The sequence below is a fragment of the Brakhagea baltica genome (assembly GCF_052161605.1).
In the GTDB taxonomy this organism is placed as follows: domain Bacteria; phylum Planctomycetota; class Planctomycetia; order Pirellulales; family Pirellulaceae; genus JBKCUI01.
This window is the reverse complement of record NZ_CP197409.1, coordinates 254548-271849: the sequence shown is the minus strand read 5'-3', so window position 1 is coordinate 271849 and position 17302 is coordinate 254548. Positions and strand designations below refer to the sequence as shown.

The window sequence follows — 17302 nt, the reverse complement described above, 5'->3', positions numbered from 1 at the left end:
GAAATCAAGGATTTCCTCAGGCTTGTGGCACGACCTTGAGGTGCGAAGGGCGTGGGAATCGCCAAGGTACTCCCTCACACCCTGCGCTAGCGCTCTAGGACGTGCCAACCATGTACTGCAACCATGTACTGCCAACCAGCAATCCGCAAGATTGTTTCGCGTCCGAGATGTAGTGGTTCGAAGACCACTTTAAACGGTAGAGAACCTTACTTTGACTAACGGCTCAGGAGCGTCGTGTTCCCAAACATATTTCCGCCAACTCTTCCGTTAACATTAACTTGACCGCCTTGATAAGGCGAAGATCCATAACTTTGGGTTGTTATGCCGTTGTAGCCGCAGTTACTTGACCCGCAGTTACTTGACCAGCTGCTTGAACCGTACTGCTGCGACGATGGGTATCCGCAACACGAACCCGAGTAAGTGGAATACCCGGAATTGGTGTTGTTGCAAGCAGACTGTTGAACCGATTCACAATGGTTCCTAGCTCCAATATTGCCAGCCCGTCGATGGCGATGCCCAGCATCACTAGTATCACAAATGCCAGCGACGCAAGCTGCGGCTATCAAACCAATACCAAGAACTTTTCTAAACATCATGTCTCCCTTTCAAGGAATGCTTAATCGGTTCGGGCAACGACGCCCATAATCATTGTGGTTAAGGCAATCGGCGTCAAAGAGCGCGTTGCCGCTTACTTGATTGAAGGCCTATCCTCCAACCAAATATGCCAAGCAGGCAAATGCTGTGCCGTGTCGATTATCGCAACCGAGAACCCTAGCGAAGAGAAGACGAGCGGTTTCCGAACGACCAATTTGCAGAGTGTGCGTACGATCTGGTTGATCGTACGGCAATCGCGGTGGCGATGCTCCTCGTTACGGTATATTCCTCAGCCGCCATGGAATACGGTACGACTCATCGTAATGCTAAGTGTCCAGGCAGTGATTGGCCAATAGATTAATGGCTCTCATCGGCTAACGCGATCTTTGGTTGCGTTGCGAGAGTGCGCTCGAACAGTACAAACGAAGTGCCAAACTGGCTGATGCAACATCAGAGAGCAGACTGATCGATAAACAGCCATCATGAGGGACGATGTTCCAATCTCGCTTACCTTCCATTGAAGTTCAGCGTTGTGTATAAGAGCTTTTCTCCTCTGAAGCGAGATCCGTGCCGTAGAAAAAATACGTTGCCACGAGTCGCACGACACTTGCATCCCTGTCGTCGATCCGTTCCACAAATCGCGGGGGTGGGGAGTGAGATGGAGTGGAAATCAATTTCCTTCGACGGGGCTGCCAAGTTCAGCCGCAAGGACTGGCCGTGTCCTGGCGTAAATTCCCCCTGAGTTTCACATTCTGATACGATGACTCATCCGACCTCTTGTAAACGTTCATTCAGATTGGTGAAGAGATAGCTGCAGTCGTGGGAAAGTCTGATCGCAAACCTATTTGGATAGGGTACGGGCAATTTATCCGCCGACACGGGCGCTGTGTCTTCGTGACGAAACCCTCGCCGCGCAGATCGCAGCGTTCCAGGCCGGAGGCGAGGCGGAGGAGAGGGTGGTGAATTTCGCCATTGAGAAGGAAACCTTGCAGATAAAAACCACATCAGCCACTCAAACAAAACAACCGGAGGAGCCCACCGCGCTCAGCTTAGAACTACGGCTCTACGTCACCAGCACCACGCCGCTCTCGATGCGGGCGATGATCAACGTTCGCAGAATTTGCGAGGAGCGTCTGAAAGGGCGTTACGACCTGGAAGTCATTGACATCACCCAGAACTCCAAGCTGTCTGTAGTCGAGCAGATTATCGCCGCGCCGACCTTGATCAAAAAACTGCCGCTTCCCCCGCGTCGTTTCATAGGCGACATGTCGCGGACCGAGCGCATCCTGCTCGGGTTGGATTTGCGGGCGAAGGGTGAGAAACACGAGTCCTGAAATTGTAGTGACGATGAAATCAATAACCTCCACCAACGAAACGCTCCTCGCCGAAAATGAGCTGCTGCGCGCTCGCCTAGAGGAAGCGGAAGAGATGCTGCGGGCGATCCGCGCCGGCGAGGTCGATACGATTGTGGTGGAAACCGCCGCCGGGCCGAAACTTTTCACTCTGCAAGGCGTCGACGCCGAGCAGAACCGCATGCGAGGCGAGATGCTTGCGCAGGTTACCGATGCGGTGATCGCCGTGGACTCCGAGGAACGCGTCACTTTTCTCAACACCGCCGCCGAGCGGCAATACGGAGTCAGCGCTGCCGAAGTACTCGGTTGCCGCCTGGGCGAGCTTTATGAGTACCGCTGGCTCCAGCCCGGCGACGGAGACGCGGCTGCGGAAGCTCTGCGCGAGCGCGGAGAATGGCGTGGTGAAAGTATCCACGTCACGCACAAAGGCCGTGAGCTACACGTCGAGTCGAGTATCGTCGCGCTGCGCGGTCCTGACGGCGCGACCACGGGCATGGTGGCCGCGATCCGCGACATCACCGAACGCAAGCACGAGGAGGAAACGCGCCGGTTGAGCGAGGAGCGGTTGAAGATCGCCGCGGAGGCGGGCCGGGTTGGTATCTGGGATTGGAACCTGGTAAACGATACGCTGGTCTGGGACGACGCCATGTTTGCCCTCTATGGCGGGCGCCGGGAGGATTTTTCGGGAGCTTACGCTGCGTTGGCAGCCCGCCTGCACCCAGAGGATAGGGCAGCCAGCACAGCCGCATCGGAGGATGCACTTGCTGGACGCAAGGAATATTCGATCGAGTTTCGCGTGAATTGGCCGGATGGTTCGGTGCATCACCTCGAGGCGCACGGACGGGTCTTCCGGGACGAGACAGGAAAACCCACGCGCATGGTCGGCACGAATGTGGACATCACGGCGCGCAAACTCCGTGATCGCAATCTCGTCTTCCTGGCAGACATTCAGAAGGTATTCGCCCCTCTCACCTCCGCCACGGAAATCATGAAAGCGGTCGGCGAGAGGATCGCAGAGCATCTGGGGCTAATCCATTGCATGCTCGTGGAAGTGGATGAAGCGACGGACACCTGCAAGGTGCTGCACGATCACAACGCACCTGGTACGCGGAACCTCGCGGGCGATTACCGACTGTCGGACTTTCTCGCCGAGGAGGAGCAGCGGGTGCTGGCGTCGGGGGCACCGCTGGTGATCGCTGACGTGCGCGATGGCAGACGCCCGACGGAGAGGGCAGAGTACTTCGAGGCGATGGGAATCCGCGCGTTGCTGAATACGGGCTTCGTGCCGGGCGGGCGCAGGAGTTTCGTGCTGCACGCCTCCCATGCCGAGCCGTATGCTTGGCCCGTGGAAGAGGTAGAGATGCTCACAGAGTTGGCCGCTCGCGTGTATGTGCGGGTGGAACGCGCCCGCGCGGAGGAGGCGCTGCTTGAATCCAACATCCTCCTCGATACACTCCTCACGCGGGCTCCCATCGGCTTTTGCATGATGGATCGCGAGCTTCGCTACGTCCGCATCAATGACAAGCTCGCAGGATTCAATGGCTTCCCTGTTGCATCACACATCGGACGAAAAGTGACCGAGATCATGCCGACCATGGAAGCTAGCATACGCGCGGTCACGGAGCGAATTCTCCAGACGGGCGAGGCGGTTTGCAATCTGGAGTTCTGTAGCGAGACGGCTGACTCGCCTAGCTGCAGACGCTATTGGAATGAGAGCTGGTATCCGGTGCGAGGCTGGGAGGGGAAAATCATCGGATTCGGTGCGGTGGTGGAGGAAATCACGGCCCGGAAAAAATCCGAGGAGGTTGTGGCTCGACTAGCAGCTATCGTCGAATCGTCCCACGACGCACTCTACAGCGAGGATCTCGACGGGATCATTACCAGTTGGAATCGGGGAGCGGAAAAAATCTTCGGCTACCTCGCGGAGGAGATCGTGGGCACCTCGATCATGCGGCTTTTGACCGCGGATCGGCAGCCAGCGGAGCACGAGCTCCAGCGACAAATCGTCGCCGGGGATTTGGGTGGAACGTTTGAAGCGATCCGGCTGACCAAAGAAGGGCGGGAGTTTCCCGCCTCGATCACCATCGCGCCGCTGAAGGATGCGGCCGGCAAAGTCATCGGCACATCTAGAGTTCTCCGCGACGTCACAGAACGCAGGCGGGTCGAAGAGGCACTGCGGGAAAATGCCGAGCTGTTTTCCACCCTAATCGCTCAGGCACCGATGGGGACTTATGTGGTCGATGCTCAGTTCCGCATGCGGCAAATTAATGCCGGGGCGATGCCAGCCTTTGGCTCCGTGCATCCGATCATCGGTCGCGATTTCCAGGAAGTGGTCGAGATTCTCTGGGGACCGAAAGTTGGAGGGCGGATTGCAGACATCTTCCGGCACACGTTGGCGACGAGCGAACCCTACATTTCGCCCCCTTTCAACGAGCAACGCAACGACCTAGGCATCGAGCAGACCTACGAATGGGAGACACAGCGCGTGACCCTGCCTGACGGCCAGCATGGTGTAGTCTGCTATTTCCACGAAGTGACTGAACGCACGCGGGCCACGGCGGCGCTTCGTGCGAGCCAGGAACGCATGCGCCTCGCCGCCGAAGCCACTGGCGTCGGTATCTGGGAATGGAACGTCATTACGAACGCGATCCGCTGGGATGCCATGATGTTCCGGATCTATGGCATGGAACCCACACCGGATGGATTTTTGCATTACCAAGACTGGAGTGACGCAGTGCTGCCCGAGGATATGGCGGAGAATGAGGCAATCCTCCTAGACACCATCCGATGTAGTGGGCAAAGCACGCGAGAGTTTCGTATCCGACGGCGCAATGACGGCGAGTGCCGGTGGATTAGGGCCGTGGAGACGGTGCGCGCGAATCACGAAGGCAAGGCCGAATGGGTGCTAGGCACAAATCTGGATGTCACTGATCGCCTAGTGGCCGCGCAATCTTTACGCGACGCCGATCGCCGCAAAGACGAGTTCCTGGCGACGCTGGCCCACGAACTTCGCAACCCGCTGGCCCCCATGCGGACCGCAGTCGAACTCCTGCGGAGGAAGGGCCCAGACATCCCGGAATTGCAATGGGCAAAGGATGTTATTGATCGGCAGACGCAGGCGATGACCAGGCTGATCGACGATTTGATGGACGTCAGCCGCATCAACCAGGGCAAGGTCAAACTTAAGCGGGAGCAGGTTGAATTGGCGAAAATAGTGCAGGGGGCTGTCGAGACCAGCCACCCGCTGATCGAAGAGATGGGCCACGAGCTGACTGTGACGCTTCCGCCGCGCCCCGTGATCGTGGACGCCGATCCGATTCGTCTGGCTCAAGTGATCCTAAACCTGCTCAACAACGCTGCCAAGTACACAGAGCGGGGAGGTCGAATCGACCTGCGTGCGGAGCTGCAAGGCAGTGACGTGGTCGTGTCGGTGACGGACACCGGCGTCGGTATTCCCGCCGACAAGCTGCCGACCCTCTTCGAGATGTTCTCGCAGGTGGAGGGTGCGTTGTCGCGTTCACAGGGCGGTCTGGGCATCGGCTTGTGTTTGGTGAAGCGGCTCGTCGAGATGCACGGCGGAAGCATCGTGGCCAAGAGCGACGGCCCGGGCCAGGGCAGCAAGTTCGTGTTCCGCTTGCCGATCGTCGTGGAGCAAACCTACTCTCGCCTCGCGAGCCAAGATGTCGATAATGCTAAGGCGATCTCCAACCTTCGCATCCTGGTAGTGGACGACAACCGGGATGCCGCTGAGAGCTTGGCGATGCTCCTCACGGCGATGGGCAACAATGTCTACACCGCGCACGACGGCGAAGAGGCCGTGGCGGCAGCAGCGAAGTTTCGGCCCGACGTCGTGTTGTGCGACATCGGCCTGCCGAAATTGAACGGTTACGAGGCTTGCCGTCGGATGAAGGAACAGGCCCGGGACAAAAAAATGATCCTTGTCGCTGTGACGGGGTGGGGGCAAGACGAAGACCGGCGAAGGTCCAGTGAAGCTGGGTTCGATTACCACATGGTAAAGCCAGTTAACCTTAGTAATCTTAGCAATCTCTTGCTCACTGATCGCAAGTTACCACATATTCCGACTGAAAAAAACGGTCCATTGCGAGTTCTTATTGTAGACGACATGCGTGATGCCAGGCACATGCTCTCGACGTTATTAAAGGCATCCGGCCACGATGTTAGAACCGCGTCTGACGGCCTCACTGCAATTTCCTTGGCATTAGACTTTCAGCCTAATTTAGTACTGATGGACATCAGCATTCCGGGCATGAGTGGTCTCGAAGTAGCAACACAAATGCGCCTTGAGCCCAAGCTCAAAGACGCCATGCTGATTGCCCTAACGGGGCATGGTGACGAGGACGATCGACAGCGGTCAATTGATGCAGGTTTCAATCATCATTTGGTCAAACCTGTCGACATCAGAGTGATACGTGAACTGTTGGAGGAAGTTCGTTTTTGGCACGAAGAATGCTCTTAAGTCTTACGACACCTCGAAAACTTCCTGTCCGTTCCTGCCAAGTGTGGGTTGAAGACACTCAGATTTCACGAATTTGTAAAGCAGAAAAGATAAGACAATGCTATCCATTATGACTCGCAGCGGAACTGAAATCTATATCAAGGACTGGGGTGTCGGACGCCCGTTGGTCTTGATCCATGGTTGGCCCTTGACGGCCGACAGTTGGGACGACGTCGCTGTTCCTCTCGCGAATGCGGGTTTTCGAATTATTGCCTACGACCGGCGTGGCTTCGGTCGATCCAGTCAGCCTTGGGACGGATACAACTACGACACTCTCTCGGACGATTTGGCGGATGTCATAGCCAAACTTCAACTCTCGGATGTCACTCTCATAGGATTTTCGATGGGGGGCGGAGAAATCGCGAGATTCCTAAGTCGCCATGGCAAAAGCAACGTCCATTCTGTCGCATTGATATCGTCCGTTGTCCCCTTCATGCTGAAAGACGACACGAACCCCCATGGGGTACCAAAAGAAGGTTTCGACGAAATGCTTGAAGGTCTTATCGAAGACCGCTCGCATTTCTTCACTTCGTTCTTTAAAGACTTCTACGGGGTGGAGGCACTGTCGCGACCAGTGAGCGACGAATGGTTGGCTTGGACACTCTCAATGGCCATGCAAGCAAGCCTAAAAGCCACATTGGATTGCGTTAACGCTTTCGCAATGACAGACTTTCGTCCGGATCTCAAATCGTTCGATCTGCCAACATTGATCGTACATGGCACGCTCGACAAAACCGTACCTATCGACGCAACGGCACGTCCAGCAGCAGAGGCAATCCGCGGTTCGCAACTAATCGAGTACGAAGGTGCACCTCACGGGCTCTTCGCCACGCATCGAGCCCAACTTATTACCGATCTGATCAGATTCTGCAGTTGAAGAATTTGAAGTGCAATTGCCAATGACTTTGAGAATAGTACTCGATTATTAAGGTTTAAAAATCAAAATGGGAAATTCTAGTCTTAGTCATGCGTCCGAACTTCAGGCTGTGATGTCGATTAAGCGATTTAGGCAGGACTTGGATCGCAATTTCGATCAAATGGTTGAGGTTGAATCAAAGATAAAGCGTCTAAACGACAGCGCAAGCGGTGCTGCGCTGAATACGTCTAACGCGAGTGCAGTTGCGAGCTGGAAAGCCAAGCTTCTCATTATCAATGACTCCATTGAATCCATAAAGCGATTACTCGCAGAGGGAAAACGAAGAATAGAGAACAAGGACCGCAGCGATTCGTCTGGAATGTGGATCGAGTTTGACGCAGTGATGACGAAACTCGAAAAAGAACTGGAGGACCTGCCCCAAATGGGAGTTGATGTGCTCCCTCAAAGCGAAAATGTCGAGTGGCAGAGGGAGATGCGAGACTCCGAAGGTGTCTTTCTGCCAATGGTGGTTGCCTATGCCGATGCTTGTCGTGTTGAGCTTCTATTGCTCGAGAAGTATTCGGAGGAAGAACTGACGAGAATCAATGAGTTCATCTCTCACAAAACCCCAAGTGACTTTTCGGTTGAGGAAGCCGAAGAGTACGAACTCCAGTACAAGAGCGCGGTCGCTGACTTTTTACACGAATTCGACCATGGCAAGAATTTGTGGGACCGGTTCTTAGACATCTTGGCAGGAGGAACGCATCAAATGCCGTCGGAACGTGTGATGTTGGAAAGATGGATTGTGGGTGAAAAGGGAGATCTTTGAGAAGCGGCGGGCTCGTCCTCAATGTTATGAAGGAGCAATACGAACAAAGCTGCGACAAGAGATACCAACAGGTATGTGCGTAAACCCACTGGCTTTCCCGCACTCGCTCTATCGTACCGGGGCAATCCTCCCAGTGCTGCCGCAAGAATGAGTTGAATCGAGATTCGTAAACTAATCGCTTGCAAGGATCTTTTCATGCAACACTTGCCGTGTTCGATTTTCCAGGTCCAAATCAGTCACTGTCGGAAGGAGCCTTTTTCGATAGAGTTCTTCGTGAAGAATAGTAACGATCGCAACCATGGGAGCAGCGATCAGTACGCCCAGAACTCCGAAGGCAGCAACGCATAAAAGCATTGAAAAAATGACAGCAACTGCATGCAGCTTCATGCCCCGCGACATGATGAGTGGAAGAACAATGTTATTTTCAAGAGCTTGTACACCGATGTATGCCAGCAGCACCCATAAGGGAGTCATGCCCCCTCTTCCAAGAGCTAGCAAGAGTGCGGGTACGGTACTAAGGGTTGGTCCAAGGAAGGGTACACATTCAAGCACTCCCGCAATGAGGCCCAACACGAGTGCATCCATCAAGCCTAGCAATGGCCACATCAGCAAGAATACGAGCAAGCCGATGGACAGCATGCCAGCTAGCGTGGATCCCCCCCAGGCGGGCGCAAATCTACAGACACGGTGCATGATTAATATGGCGACACCTTGGTGTCGTTCTGGCACGAACGAGAAGATGGCACCTATGATTGGTCGAGGATTCATCAACATAAAAATGACACCGAAAAACACTGTCACAAGTACGACAAGCATCTGGGCACCATTGAATGCAACTTTGGTGAAGTTTCCCACGACACCGCGGAGCATTTCGGCCAAACTGGATCGGATCGAATTCGATTCTCTGGGAAGGTCACTCGCGTTCAATTCGCCTTCGGATCCAGTATTCTCTAATTCAGTGTTGTCGTTGTTATCATCGTTAGGACGGTAAGCTTCGTTGGTATCATGAGCGTTTTCCGAGTTCACTTCCTCTTGCAATCGCATCTCCGAACGCTTGGCATGCTGCTCCATCTTGATTAGGGGCTTCTGAAGTCGCTCCCAATATTCCGGCAACGCTTTCGACAAGTTTGCGACTGAATCTTTTAGCGGATTATAAAAAGCCCATCCGGTTAAAACAAGAATGCTGACCATGGATAGTATCACTAAGCCAGTCGCGCCCTTTCGGCCCCCTGTCAGCCTCCTCAGGTTGTTGACAAGAGGATTGAGCGCGAGCGAAATGATTAGCGTCAGCAAAAACGAAAGATAGATGGGGGAGAGCGTCGAGAAGGTCTGAACGAAAGCGAACAGCCCCACGGCTAGCATCAGATAGAGAGGAATCGACAGCCGCTTTGGTCCGGGCTCCGAATTGGTTGTCATCTCCATCTCCTATTACGGCTTGAACTTGTCATTCCCTCTCCCGGCCCGACTTTCAAGATGCGGCTTGCCGTCGAGCATCGATCGAGAATTGTGGTCCACTGCAAGCTGACTACCGTTTGGGCTGAATGAGATCCTTCGTGCTCTCGCCCTGCTGATTCACTTCTGCGTTAGCGTCAACGTCGGCTTGCACGACATTATCGTTTTCACGCTTGTTGAGCTCGCTCGAATTGTTATTGCGTGCATCATCCAACGTATTAGGATTCAATTCATCATTGTTGATATCGCGTGATTTAGACCGATCTTGTGTTGGTTCGCTTCTGCCGTCTCTCGAAGACCTCGGTACAGCGAGTGAGCCTTGTTGATCGATTATCGGTTGATCGGCGTTCTGATTATCTGCCGCAGGAGGGGCTTCTGCGTTGCGACCGTTCTGAGAATCGAAGCTTCCATTACCTGATCGGTATTGATTCTGAGTCGCTGCATTTGCTTGCATTGAGAGCGAATTGACCTTGTCAAAATAGACTGGCCTGCCATCTACGCAAATAAACTCGCGCCCGCATGCATCAACGCGAAGCATGTAAACGCGACCGGAATTATGCGACGACCACGACTGCTGCAATGGTTGACCATTCTGCGTTGTTTGCCCCTGGATTTGCGGCGATTGTGCCTGAAATCCGCCGTTACCATTCAATTGGTATGCATTGCCATTCTGACTGTTTGGATCCTGTATGCGATTACCCCTAAGCTGTTGGTTGAGTGTTCCTTGCCCTTGGATCTGAGTGGATGAGTTTAAACTCGATTGCCCAGGTTGACGATTTAAGTTGTTCTGCAGATTGGAATTGTTCTGGATGCGTGTACTTCCGGTAGGCCCCAACGAACCGCCAGCTTGAGTTTGATTGTCCAAGAAAGGTTGGTTCTGGCCATCTCGCAATGTCGGAGTTAGAGGGCTTTGTTGAATAGTTCGGTTCACGGAATCCTGCCCCTTTTGAACGCCATCCTGAAGTGTGCTCTGAACTTTGTTAAGTGTGCCGGTTGTTTGATTGGCAGTGTCGGTCGTTTGTCCAAACAAACTGGAACCGAAGCAAGCAAATGCGCCTGCGATTAAATGACGATGCATCGTAATTCTCCTCTGGGTACTTAAAACAATTTGTGTGTCGTGTAGGGAATTGATTCCAATATCGACACTCCTAAATCTCCAGAGACGCACGTCGCGTGCCGTAACGTAGAATTGCTGGCTTCATCGAGCAACTAATCGCTCATTGAATAGGAGGCATTCCTCGCTCCATTGACCGACTTCCTAGTCGGTGACGGTATCGTTTCGTCATGTTGCTTCTCGCAATCCTACAATTAGTTTAGGCCGTCGTTTCCCCACCGAGAACCGTCAAGATTTCGCCGGAGATGTAGCTTGAATCTGCATTGGACGCCAGAAAGACAAACGCGGGCGCAACTTCTTCTGGTTGCCCAGGGCGCTTCATGGGCGTTTTCGCACCATGCTCAGCAACGGCTTCCGCAGGCTTCGAGACAGGTTGCAGCACTGTCCAAATTGGACCTGGCGCGACACAGTTCACACGTATCCTCCTGTCAGCAAGATTTAGCGCGAGCGACTTCGTAAACGCATGGATCGCTCCTTTAGTTGAAGCGTAGTCGATCAATGTCTTGTTTCCCTCCAGTCCAGTTCTTGAACCACAGTTGATGATGGTTCCTCCCTCTTTCATGTACTTCAACGCAGCTTTTGCCATGTAAAAGTAACCAAAAATGTTGGTTCGGAAGGTTAAGTCCCAATCATCGTTTGAGATGTCCTCGAGACGTGTTTTAGTTTGTTGGTAAGCGGCATTGTTGACCAAGATGTCTAACTTGCCAAATCGCTCCACGGTTTTATCGACTGCCGCGATGCAAAATTCGGGTTGAGTAACGTCTCCTGGCAACAACAGCGCATGTCGTCCTTCGGCTTTGATCGCCATTGCCGTTTCTTCAGCGTCCGTCTGTTCTGCTGGTAGGTAAACAATGGCCACATCCGCACCTTCGCGAGCGAACAAGACACTTACCGCTCGACCAATCCCTGAGTCACCTCCCGTAATTAGCGCGACCTGATTCAGAAGCTTCTCGGCTCCCTTGTATCCATCCGCCATGTAAAGTGGTCTGGGATGCATCTCAGATTCTAAACCGGGTTTACTTTGGGTCTGCGCAGGTATGGTGTCCACGTTTTCGCTTTGTTCGATTGTCATTGGATTCTCCTAATTGTTTTTAGTAGCTTCTTCATAGTCCCTGTTCATCGGATACGGTCGCTCCGATGTTCGATACCTTAGGCTCAATCGGTCGCATCATGTTGTCACTTACGATGTTGTAGTTGAAGGCTCGATTCGATGACCGAGATGGGTCGCAGTCACCTGAGTAAGCTCGACCCCAAAGAACAGAATGAGTGACGAATAGTAGGTCCAGACGATGAAAACCACCAAGGATCCTGAAGCGCCGAACGGAGTCGAAATCCCAGCCGAACTGAGATAGATTCCGATAAAGTAGTTTCCAATCGTAAAGAGTACGGCTGTAACGAACGCACCGTACCAAACATCTCGCCACCAGATTTTCGCGTCTGGCAAGAACTTGAATGTCAGTGCAAATAAGATCGTCAAAAGAGCGAAACTTAAGACGCTGTTTGCAACTCTTAGGTTTGCTTTGAGATCGGGGACGATGTCCAGAAGTCGTACACCAAACGCGGCGATCACAGCGGATGATATGACAGTTGCGATTAACAATGAACCTACGGCGAGTACGATTCCGAAAGATGCAGCTCGATGGAGAATGTTGCCATAGAAATCAACATTTGTTCTCGGCTGGACGTTCCATATTAAATTCATTGCACTCTGTAACTCAGTAAGAACTCCTGTGGCACCAATCAACAGAGTCACCGTCCCGATGATGGAAACGATCGCTCCCATGGACGGAGGGGCTGGATTCTGAACGATGGTTTTGAACACCTCAACGCCCGAGTTGCCGAGAATGGATTGCATTTGTACCATGAGCTGGTCAGACGCACCCGTTTCCACGAAAACATTCTTCAGAATCGCAGTGGCGATGAGCAAAAGTGGAGAGACAGATAGAATCGTATAAAAGGCGAGCGAGGCCGACAGTCGAGGTGCATTGTGAGCCACCCAACTGATTGCAGTGTCCCGCACGATTGACCAAGCTAAGTGGCTTCTAATTGCGAATCGCATTCCCTATCCGCAACAGCTCCCGGCCTTACTCTCCGATTTCACTCCCGCAATAGTCGAGATGAAAGTCTGAAGGCATTGCTCGCTGCAAAAGTAGAAGATCTTCCCGTCACGTTCCAAGTGTAACAATGTGTCTTCGTCTACGGACTTGCCACAGATTGGATCAAGCGTTGGAGCAATCGGTTCGGAAACACCGTTATCCTTCTGGTCTTCAGCAGGCCTACCCCCATCGAACGTAGGCTTGACTATTTCCTTCCCGCTCCCCTCGTACGCTAGATCTTCACCCGTATCAGCAGCTGGCCCGAAGCTTTCGGTTACGTTTTCGGGCTCTGCGTCATATCCGGGGCTCGCTGCAGTAACATTTTCAAAATTCGACTTGGTCATGATTGTTCCTTAGTACGGGACTTACGATCAGTCACTCAAAAGTATGCGGGACTGAGTGCTTCGGCAGAACTGCAGTCCCGGCTCCCCAATTTGAAACCTTACTTCTTCTTTCCGTCAACATTCACTTCGACGCCATCGCGACCAATGTTAACGTCAACTTTTCCATCCCGGCTTCCTCGGTTATTCCAACGATCTTCAACTCTGTACCGACGGTGCAGCTCACCGGAGAATTTTTCATCGGAAAAGTTGGGCCAATTGGCTTCATCAAAGCCTTGAGCTCCGTTCATTTGTTCCTTGGTTACATCGAGAACCAAAACGACTTGGTCACGATTGTCTGGATCTTGTTGAACCTTGATGGCCTGCATTGGGACAGCAAACATTTTGTTGCCGAGTCCAAGGAATCCGCCATAGGTGACCGCCACGTATTGGATTCGCGTTGACATAGGATCCACAACGATATCCTTGATCTGGCCAACATGCTCTTTTTTAGAGTTTTGAATATTCATCCCCATCAACTTGCTGGCACGGATTCCTGGGCCAGATGTGGTGGTGTCAAGCTTTTGCAGGTTTTGCGTTGCAGTCTCTTGTGCGGGCTTAACGTTTGGATTCTGTGCGACCAACGTGCTGGAAAATGCAACGGTCATGACCGAGGCAATCCAAATTTTTGAGATCTTCATAACAGTCTACCTTCTGAGTTACTAAGAATGTGAGGTTGCGAGCAGAGTGCTCCATCGAGTCTTTCCTACGCAATTTGTAACGCAACTTGTGTGCCAACCTTGAATTGCCCGAGGGCGAGAACCTGGATAGGTTTAGCTGGTGCATGGTTATCGCTCTCAAAGGTTGCTTCTGTTTCAGGCTGTTTGTTCAACCAGCAACCTCAACGTACGCTAAAGCGAATTCTGCGTTCGGTGCATCACAGAGCCATGTGGCATCGATCCAGAGAACCTGGGGAGCAACGGACTCGATTGCATCCTCAAGAATCAAAGATCAAGTCGTGCTTTCTTGAGCAACCCTTTTTGTCTTGCCCGGCGTAGACCTGAGCTACATCTAATCCACTGTGTCCCAATAACACGCTAGCAGCGTCGATACCGAATTGCTCTAGTATCGCTCGCTTGCAAGCATATTTGATCGCTTGAGCATAATTACCTGTGTCGTAACTTGTTCCAGGGGTTCTCCGTGGCTTTTAGTTCAATCGTCCACACGCTGCCGGAGCGGTCCACCTTACTAGGTGTTATTTTTACGAATTCTCCCGGCCGGCACCCCACTAGCATTTGAAACCTTACCATGTCGGCTAGGACCTGTGTGAGGTGCGGGAGGGTAGCTTCGACAAGCTCCGGTTTCACGCTCATGATCGGTTTGGACTCCACCGCATCGCACCGGCCGCGTTTTAGAGGTTCCACACATTTGAGGGTCTGGTAGACCTCAACCCGAACCATCCCTTGAGATACCGCCCATTTGAACATCCGCACCAGCCGGCTCATTTGATCGTTTATTGTTTTGCGACTGCGAAACTTTGGAGGCTTGTTACTTTTGCCTTTTCGGGAAAACTCTATGGGGGTCTTAATCCACCAGTCTCGAATCGTACGGAACTCGACTGGTCCGAACTCATTGGCAGGCATCACGGCGTAAAGGTCGCTGATCGGCCTGAGTGCGGAGCGTATGTTGAGAAATTCGTTGCTGGTGGGGTAATACTTTTCGGCGTGGTCGAGATACGCGAGGCAGACATCCGCCATGGTCGGCCCCCTAGAACCCATAGCGAACCGTGGATTGTGGCGATTGACCAGCCACTCGGCTTTCACGCGGTTATACTCATCGCGGCTTTCAGGTGTGCCATATTTGCCCAGATAGACAACTCTGCCACCAAGATTTACGTACGCCCTGCCGCTCGGCTTGTGTAGACAATACCCAGGTTCTTTCGTCATTTCTCCGACTGCCTCCAACTGCAAGTCTGTAATGACAGACTTTTGTGATTGGAAAACATCGCTCGGGAAACGGCTCCCGGTATCGGTTTTATCAACGATTCGCTTGATAAAACTAAAGTCGGGGTGATAGGATTCGAACCTGAATCGAATTCTGAGCTAAGTACTTTTGCCAAGGAATCTTGCGAGTTTACGCATGCATCATGCGCTGCAAATGCGCTGCAGTTGGATTTCCCTTCTAGTCATTCTAAGACATTTTCTGACCCACAACTTCAGCTAGTCGGTATGTCATGGGCCTTCCTCAATGACGCTGAGAAAAACTCGATTTTAAGCACGATTGCCACCGCTGCAATGCGACGAATGGCGAACATGAATGCAGCATCATCGGGTTAAGCCGAGAATTATCGCAGCGACTCTTTTTATACGGATCGCAGAGAACAAAACTTACTCTTTATCTTAAAAACGCCCAACAAACCGCCGAGATCCTAACAGGAACGCGCTTTGGTCTTTTCTAACGAAATCGCCCTTGCTATACCTGAGTAGCGTAATTTACCCCCTGGAACCGAGAACATGCTCAATCGTCAAAAAGTTCTACTTTCGATGCTAGAGCTAGCAGACCGGCCAGTCAGTCGAATTGAGCTCATGAAGTGGGCCTTCTACTTGCGGCAAGCGACTCCCTCACAGGGTGGGGATTCCTTCTACGACTTTCTACCCTACCATTTTGGTCCGTTTTCATTCGCTCTTTATCAAGAGGTCGGCAAACTTGAAGAGCACGGATACGTTGCCTCCTACGATGAGAATCATTGGATGCTTGGTCCCAAGACTCCTATTAAACCTCCGACCGACATCGAATCCGATGCGAGAAATGCTGTCCAAACCCTTTCGCACCTCTCTGTCGATAACCTGCTAGATCAAATCTACTCCCGCTTCCCTTACTTTACGATGAACAGTAAGCGTCAAAGACTTGCAAGCAGGCCCGAAGGTAGGGAAGAAATTTATACGTCTGGCTACGAAGGTCTCAGTATTGATGCATTTCTTAACAGACTTGTCGAAAACGGAATCAAACGTCTCATCGATGTAAGACGGAACCCAATTGCACGTCGATATGGCTTTCATAAATCGACATTGAAGCGATTAACCGAAACGCTTGGAATCGATTACGTTCACTTTCCCGAACTTGGGATTCCCTCCGAACTACGACAAAGCCTCGATACACAAGACGACTATGAACGGTTGTTTGACCAGTATAGATTAACTACGCTGGTGACTGAAAAACACGCCATTCAGTCGGCGACAACCTTATGCAAGGATATGCCATCCGTTCTTGTCTGCATGGAAGCAGAGCCGTGCTGTTGCCATCGCAGCCACCTCGCAACAAGAATAGCATCGGAATCTAAGCTTCCTGTCTCCCATCTTACGTGATACGCAGTGAGTCCTCTCATACGTTCCAAAGTCCTGATTCTTGTGATGACCTATCCGCTACCTTCGCGGGCTCATCAGGAGCTTGTCTGCACCGCAGGCATAACGGAAGAATTAGAGTGGGTCAGGCTCTATCCGATCGATTACCGATATCGGCCGCCAGAACAACAGTTCCATAAATACCAGTGGATTGAAGTGGAACTCGAACCAAAAGGTGCAAAAAACGATGATCGAAAAGAGAGTCGTCGCCCAAATCTTGATTCGATTCGAGTTCTTGGTAACCCTATTCCGTCTAAAAATGAATGGAGGGCTCGGCGAGATTATGTGGACAGACTACCCCATTTTACTCGTCTTCAATTAGCAGAGCAGTACACACGTGACAAAACGTCATTAGGAATTGTTCGTCCAACACGAATCCTTGATCTTGAGATTCGTGCTGCTGACAAAGAGTGGAAGCCAGAATGGAGAAACCTCTTCGAACAAATGACTCTTTTCGGACCTCCCCAGAAACCCTTGCGGAAAATTCCATACACGTTTCACTATGTCTTCGAATGTGAGGACAGTAGCAAACCACACGTAGCCATGTGCGAAGATTGGGAATTAGGTACCTTGTTTCTCAACGAGGCCGCCCGACTTGGGTCTGATGAAGCTGCCGCCGAAAGCGTAAAGACCAAGTTCTTTGGCGAGCTTTGCAGGCACGATAAAGACACACGGTTCTTTATGGGTACTTATTTTCCGTACAACACATGGCTGGTACTAGGGGTTTTCTGGCCACCTAAATCGATTCAACCAACACTTTTTTGAGTGAATG

Annotated in this window: 15 protein-coding genes; 7 read left to right on the top strand and 8 right to left on the bottom strand. The window is 52.1% G+C overall.

All coding sequences use genetic code 11. From position 1 onward, the window contains the following. Positions 1–650: 650 nt before the first annotated feature. From SH449x_RS01125 to SH449x_RS01105, 5 genes are all read left to right on the top strand, one after another. Entirely contained in the window at positions 651–950 is a 300-nt protein-coding gene (locus tag SH449x_RS01125; RefSeq protein ID WP_482379479.1) for a hypothetical protein, read from the top strand. Between the two features lie 489 nt (positions 951–1439). Further along, a complete protein-coding gene (locus SH449x_RS01120; RefSeq protein WP_482379478.1) occupies positions 1440–1928 on the top strand; it encodes a circadian clock KaiB family protein in 489 nt (162 codons plus the stop codon). A 13-nt stretch (positions 1929–1941) separates the two neighbouring features. Then, on the top strand, positions 1942–6423 hold the full coding sequence (locus tag SH449x_RS01115; RefSeq protein WP_482379477.1) for a PAS domain S-box protein: 4482 nt from the start codon (positions 1942–1944) through the stop codon (positions 6421–6423). Between the two features lie 97 nt (positions 6424–6520). Next, positions 6521–7339: an alpha/beta fold hydrolase gene (locus SH449x_RS01110; protein ID WP_482379476.1), complete on the top strand. Its 819-nt coding sequence runs from the start codon at positions 6521–6523 to the stop codon at positions 7337–7339. 67 nt (positions 7340–7406) lie between these two features. Continuing rightward, positions 7407–8147, top strand: a complete 741-nt coding sequence (locus SH449x_RS01105; RefSeq protein WP_482379475.1) for a hypothetical protein — start codon at positions 7407–7409, stop codon at positions 8145–8147. Here SH449x_RS01105 and SH449x_RS01100 read toward each other — a convergent pair. The 8 genes from SH449x_RS01100 to SH449x_RS01065 all read right to left on the bottom strand — a co-directional run bounded on the left by SH449x_RS01100 (position 8084) and on the right by SH449x_RS01065 (position 15075). Next, on the bottom strand, positions 8084–8344 hold the full coding sequence (locus SH449x_RS01100) for an MgtC/SapB family protein (protein ID WP_482379474.1): 261 nt from the start codon (positions 8342–8344) through the stop codon (positions 8084–8086). The genes SH449x_RS01105 and SH449x_RS01100 overlap by 64 nt on opposite strands. Then, the gene (locus SH449x_RS01095) at positions 8319–9563 is read right to left on the bottom strand and encodes an AI-2E family transporter (protein WP_482379473.1); all 1245 of its coding nucleotides are present in this window, start codon (positions 9561–9563) and stop codon (positions 8319–8321) included. The genes SH449x_RS01100 and SH449x_RS01095 overlap by 26 nt, the downstream gene beginning before the upstream one ends. Before the next feature lie 109 nt (positions 9564–9672). Then, positions 9673–10677, bottom strand: coding sequence for a hypothetical protein (locus tag SH449x_RS01090; protein ID WP_482379472.1), 1005 nt, complete (start codon positions 10675–10677; stop codon positions 9673–9675). Between the two features lie 235 nt (positions 10678–10912). Next, positions 10913–11785: an SDR family oxidoreductase gene (locus SH449x_RS01085; protein ID WP_482379471.1), complete on the bottom strand. Its 873-nt coding sequence runs from the start codon at positions 11783–11785 to the stop codon at positions 10913–10915. 108 nt (positions 11786–11893) lie between these two features. Beyond that, complete coding sequence (locus tag SH449x_RS01080; protein ID WP_482379470.1) at positions 11894–12772, bottom strand: YihY/virulence factor BrkB family protein; 879 nt, start codon at positions 12770–12772, stop codon at positions 11894–11896. A 3-nt stretch (positions 12773–12775) separates the two neighbouring features. Continuing rightward, entirely contained in the window at positions 12776–13153 is a 378-nt protein-coding gene (locus SH449x_RS01075; protein ID WP_482379469.1) for a YHS domain-containing protein, read from the bottom strand. 98 nt (positions 13154–13251) lie between these two features. Next, entirely contained in the window at positions 13252–13830 is a 579-nt protein-coding gene (locus tag SH449x_RS01070; protein ID WP_482379468.1) for a PRC-barrel domain-containing protein, read from the bottom strand. Between the two features lie 465 nt (positions 13831–14295). Then, positions 14296–15075: a hypothetical protein gene (locus SH449x_RS01065; protein WP_482379467.1), complete on the bottom strand. Its 780-nt coding sequence runs from the start codon at positions 15073–15075 to the stop codon at positions 14296–14298. A 567-nt stretch (positions 15076–15642) separates the two neighbouring features. Here SH449x_RS01065 and SH449x_RS01060 point away from each other — a divergent pair. Both SH449x_RS01060 and SH449x_RS01055 read left to right on the top strand, forming a co-directional pair. Then, complete coding sequence (locus tag SH449x_RS01060; RefSeq protein ID WP_482379466.1) at positions 15643–16494, top strand: DUF488 domain-containing protein; 852 nt, start codon at positions 15643–15645, stop codon at positions 16492–16494. A 6-nt stretch (positions 16495–16500) separates the two neighbouring features. Further along, positions 16501–17295: a hypothetical protein gene (locus tag SH449x_RS01055; RefSeq protein ID WP_482379465.1), complete on the top strand. Its 795-nt coding sequence runs from the start codon at positions 16501–16503 to the stop codon at positions 17293–17295. The last annotated feature ends 7 nt before the right edge of the window (positions 17296–17302 follow it).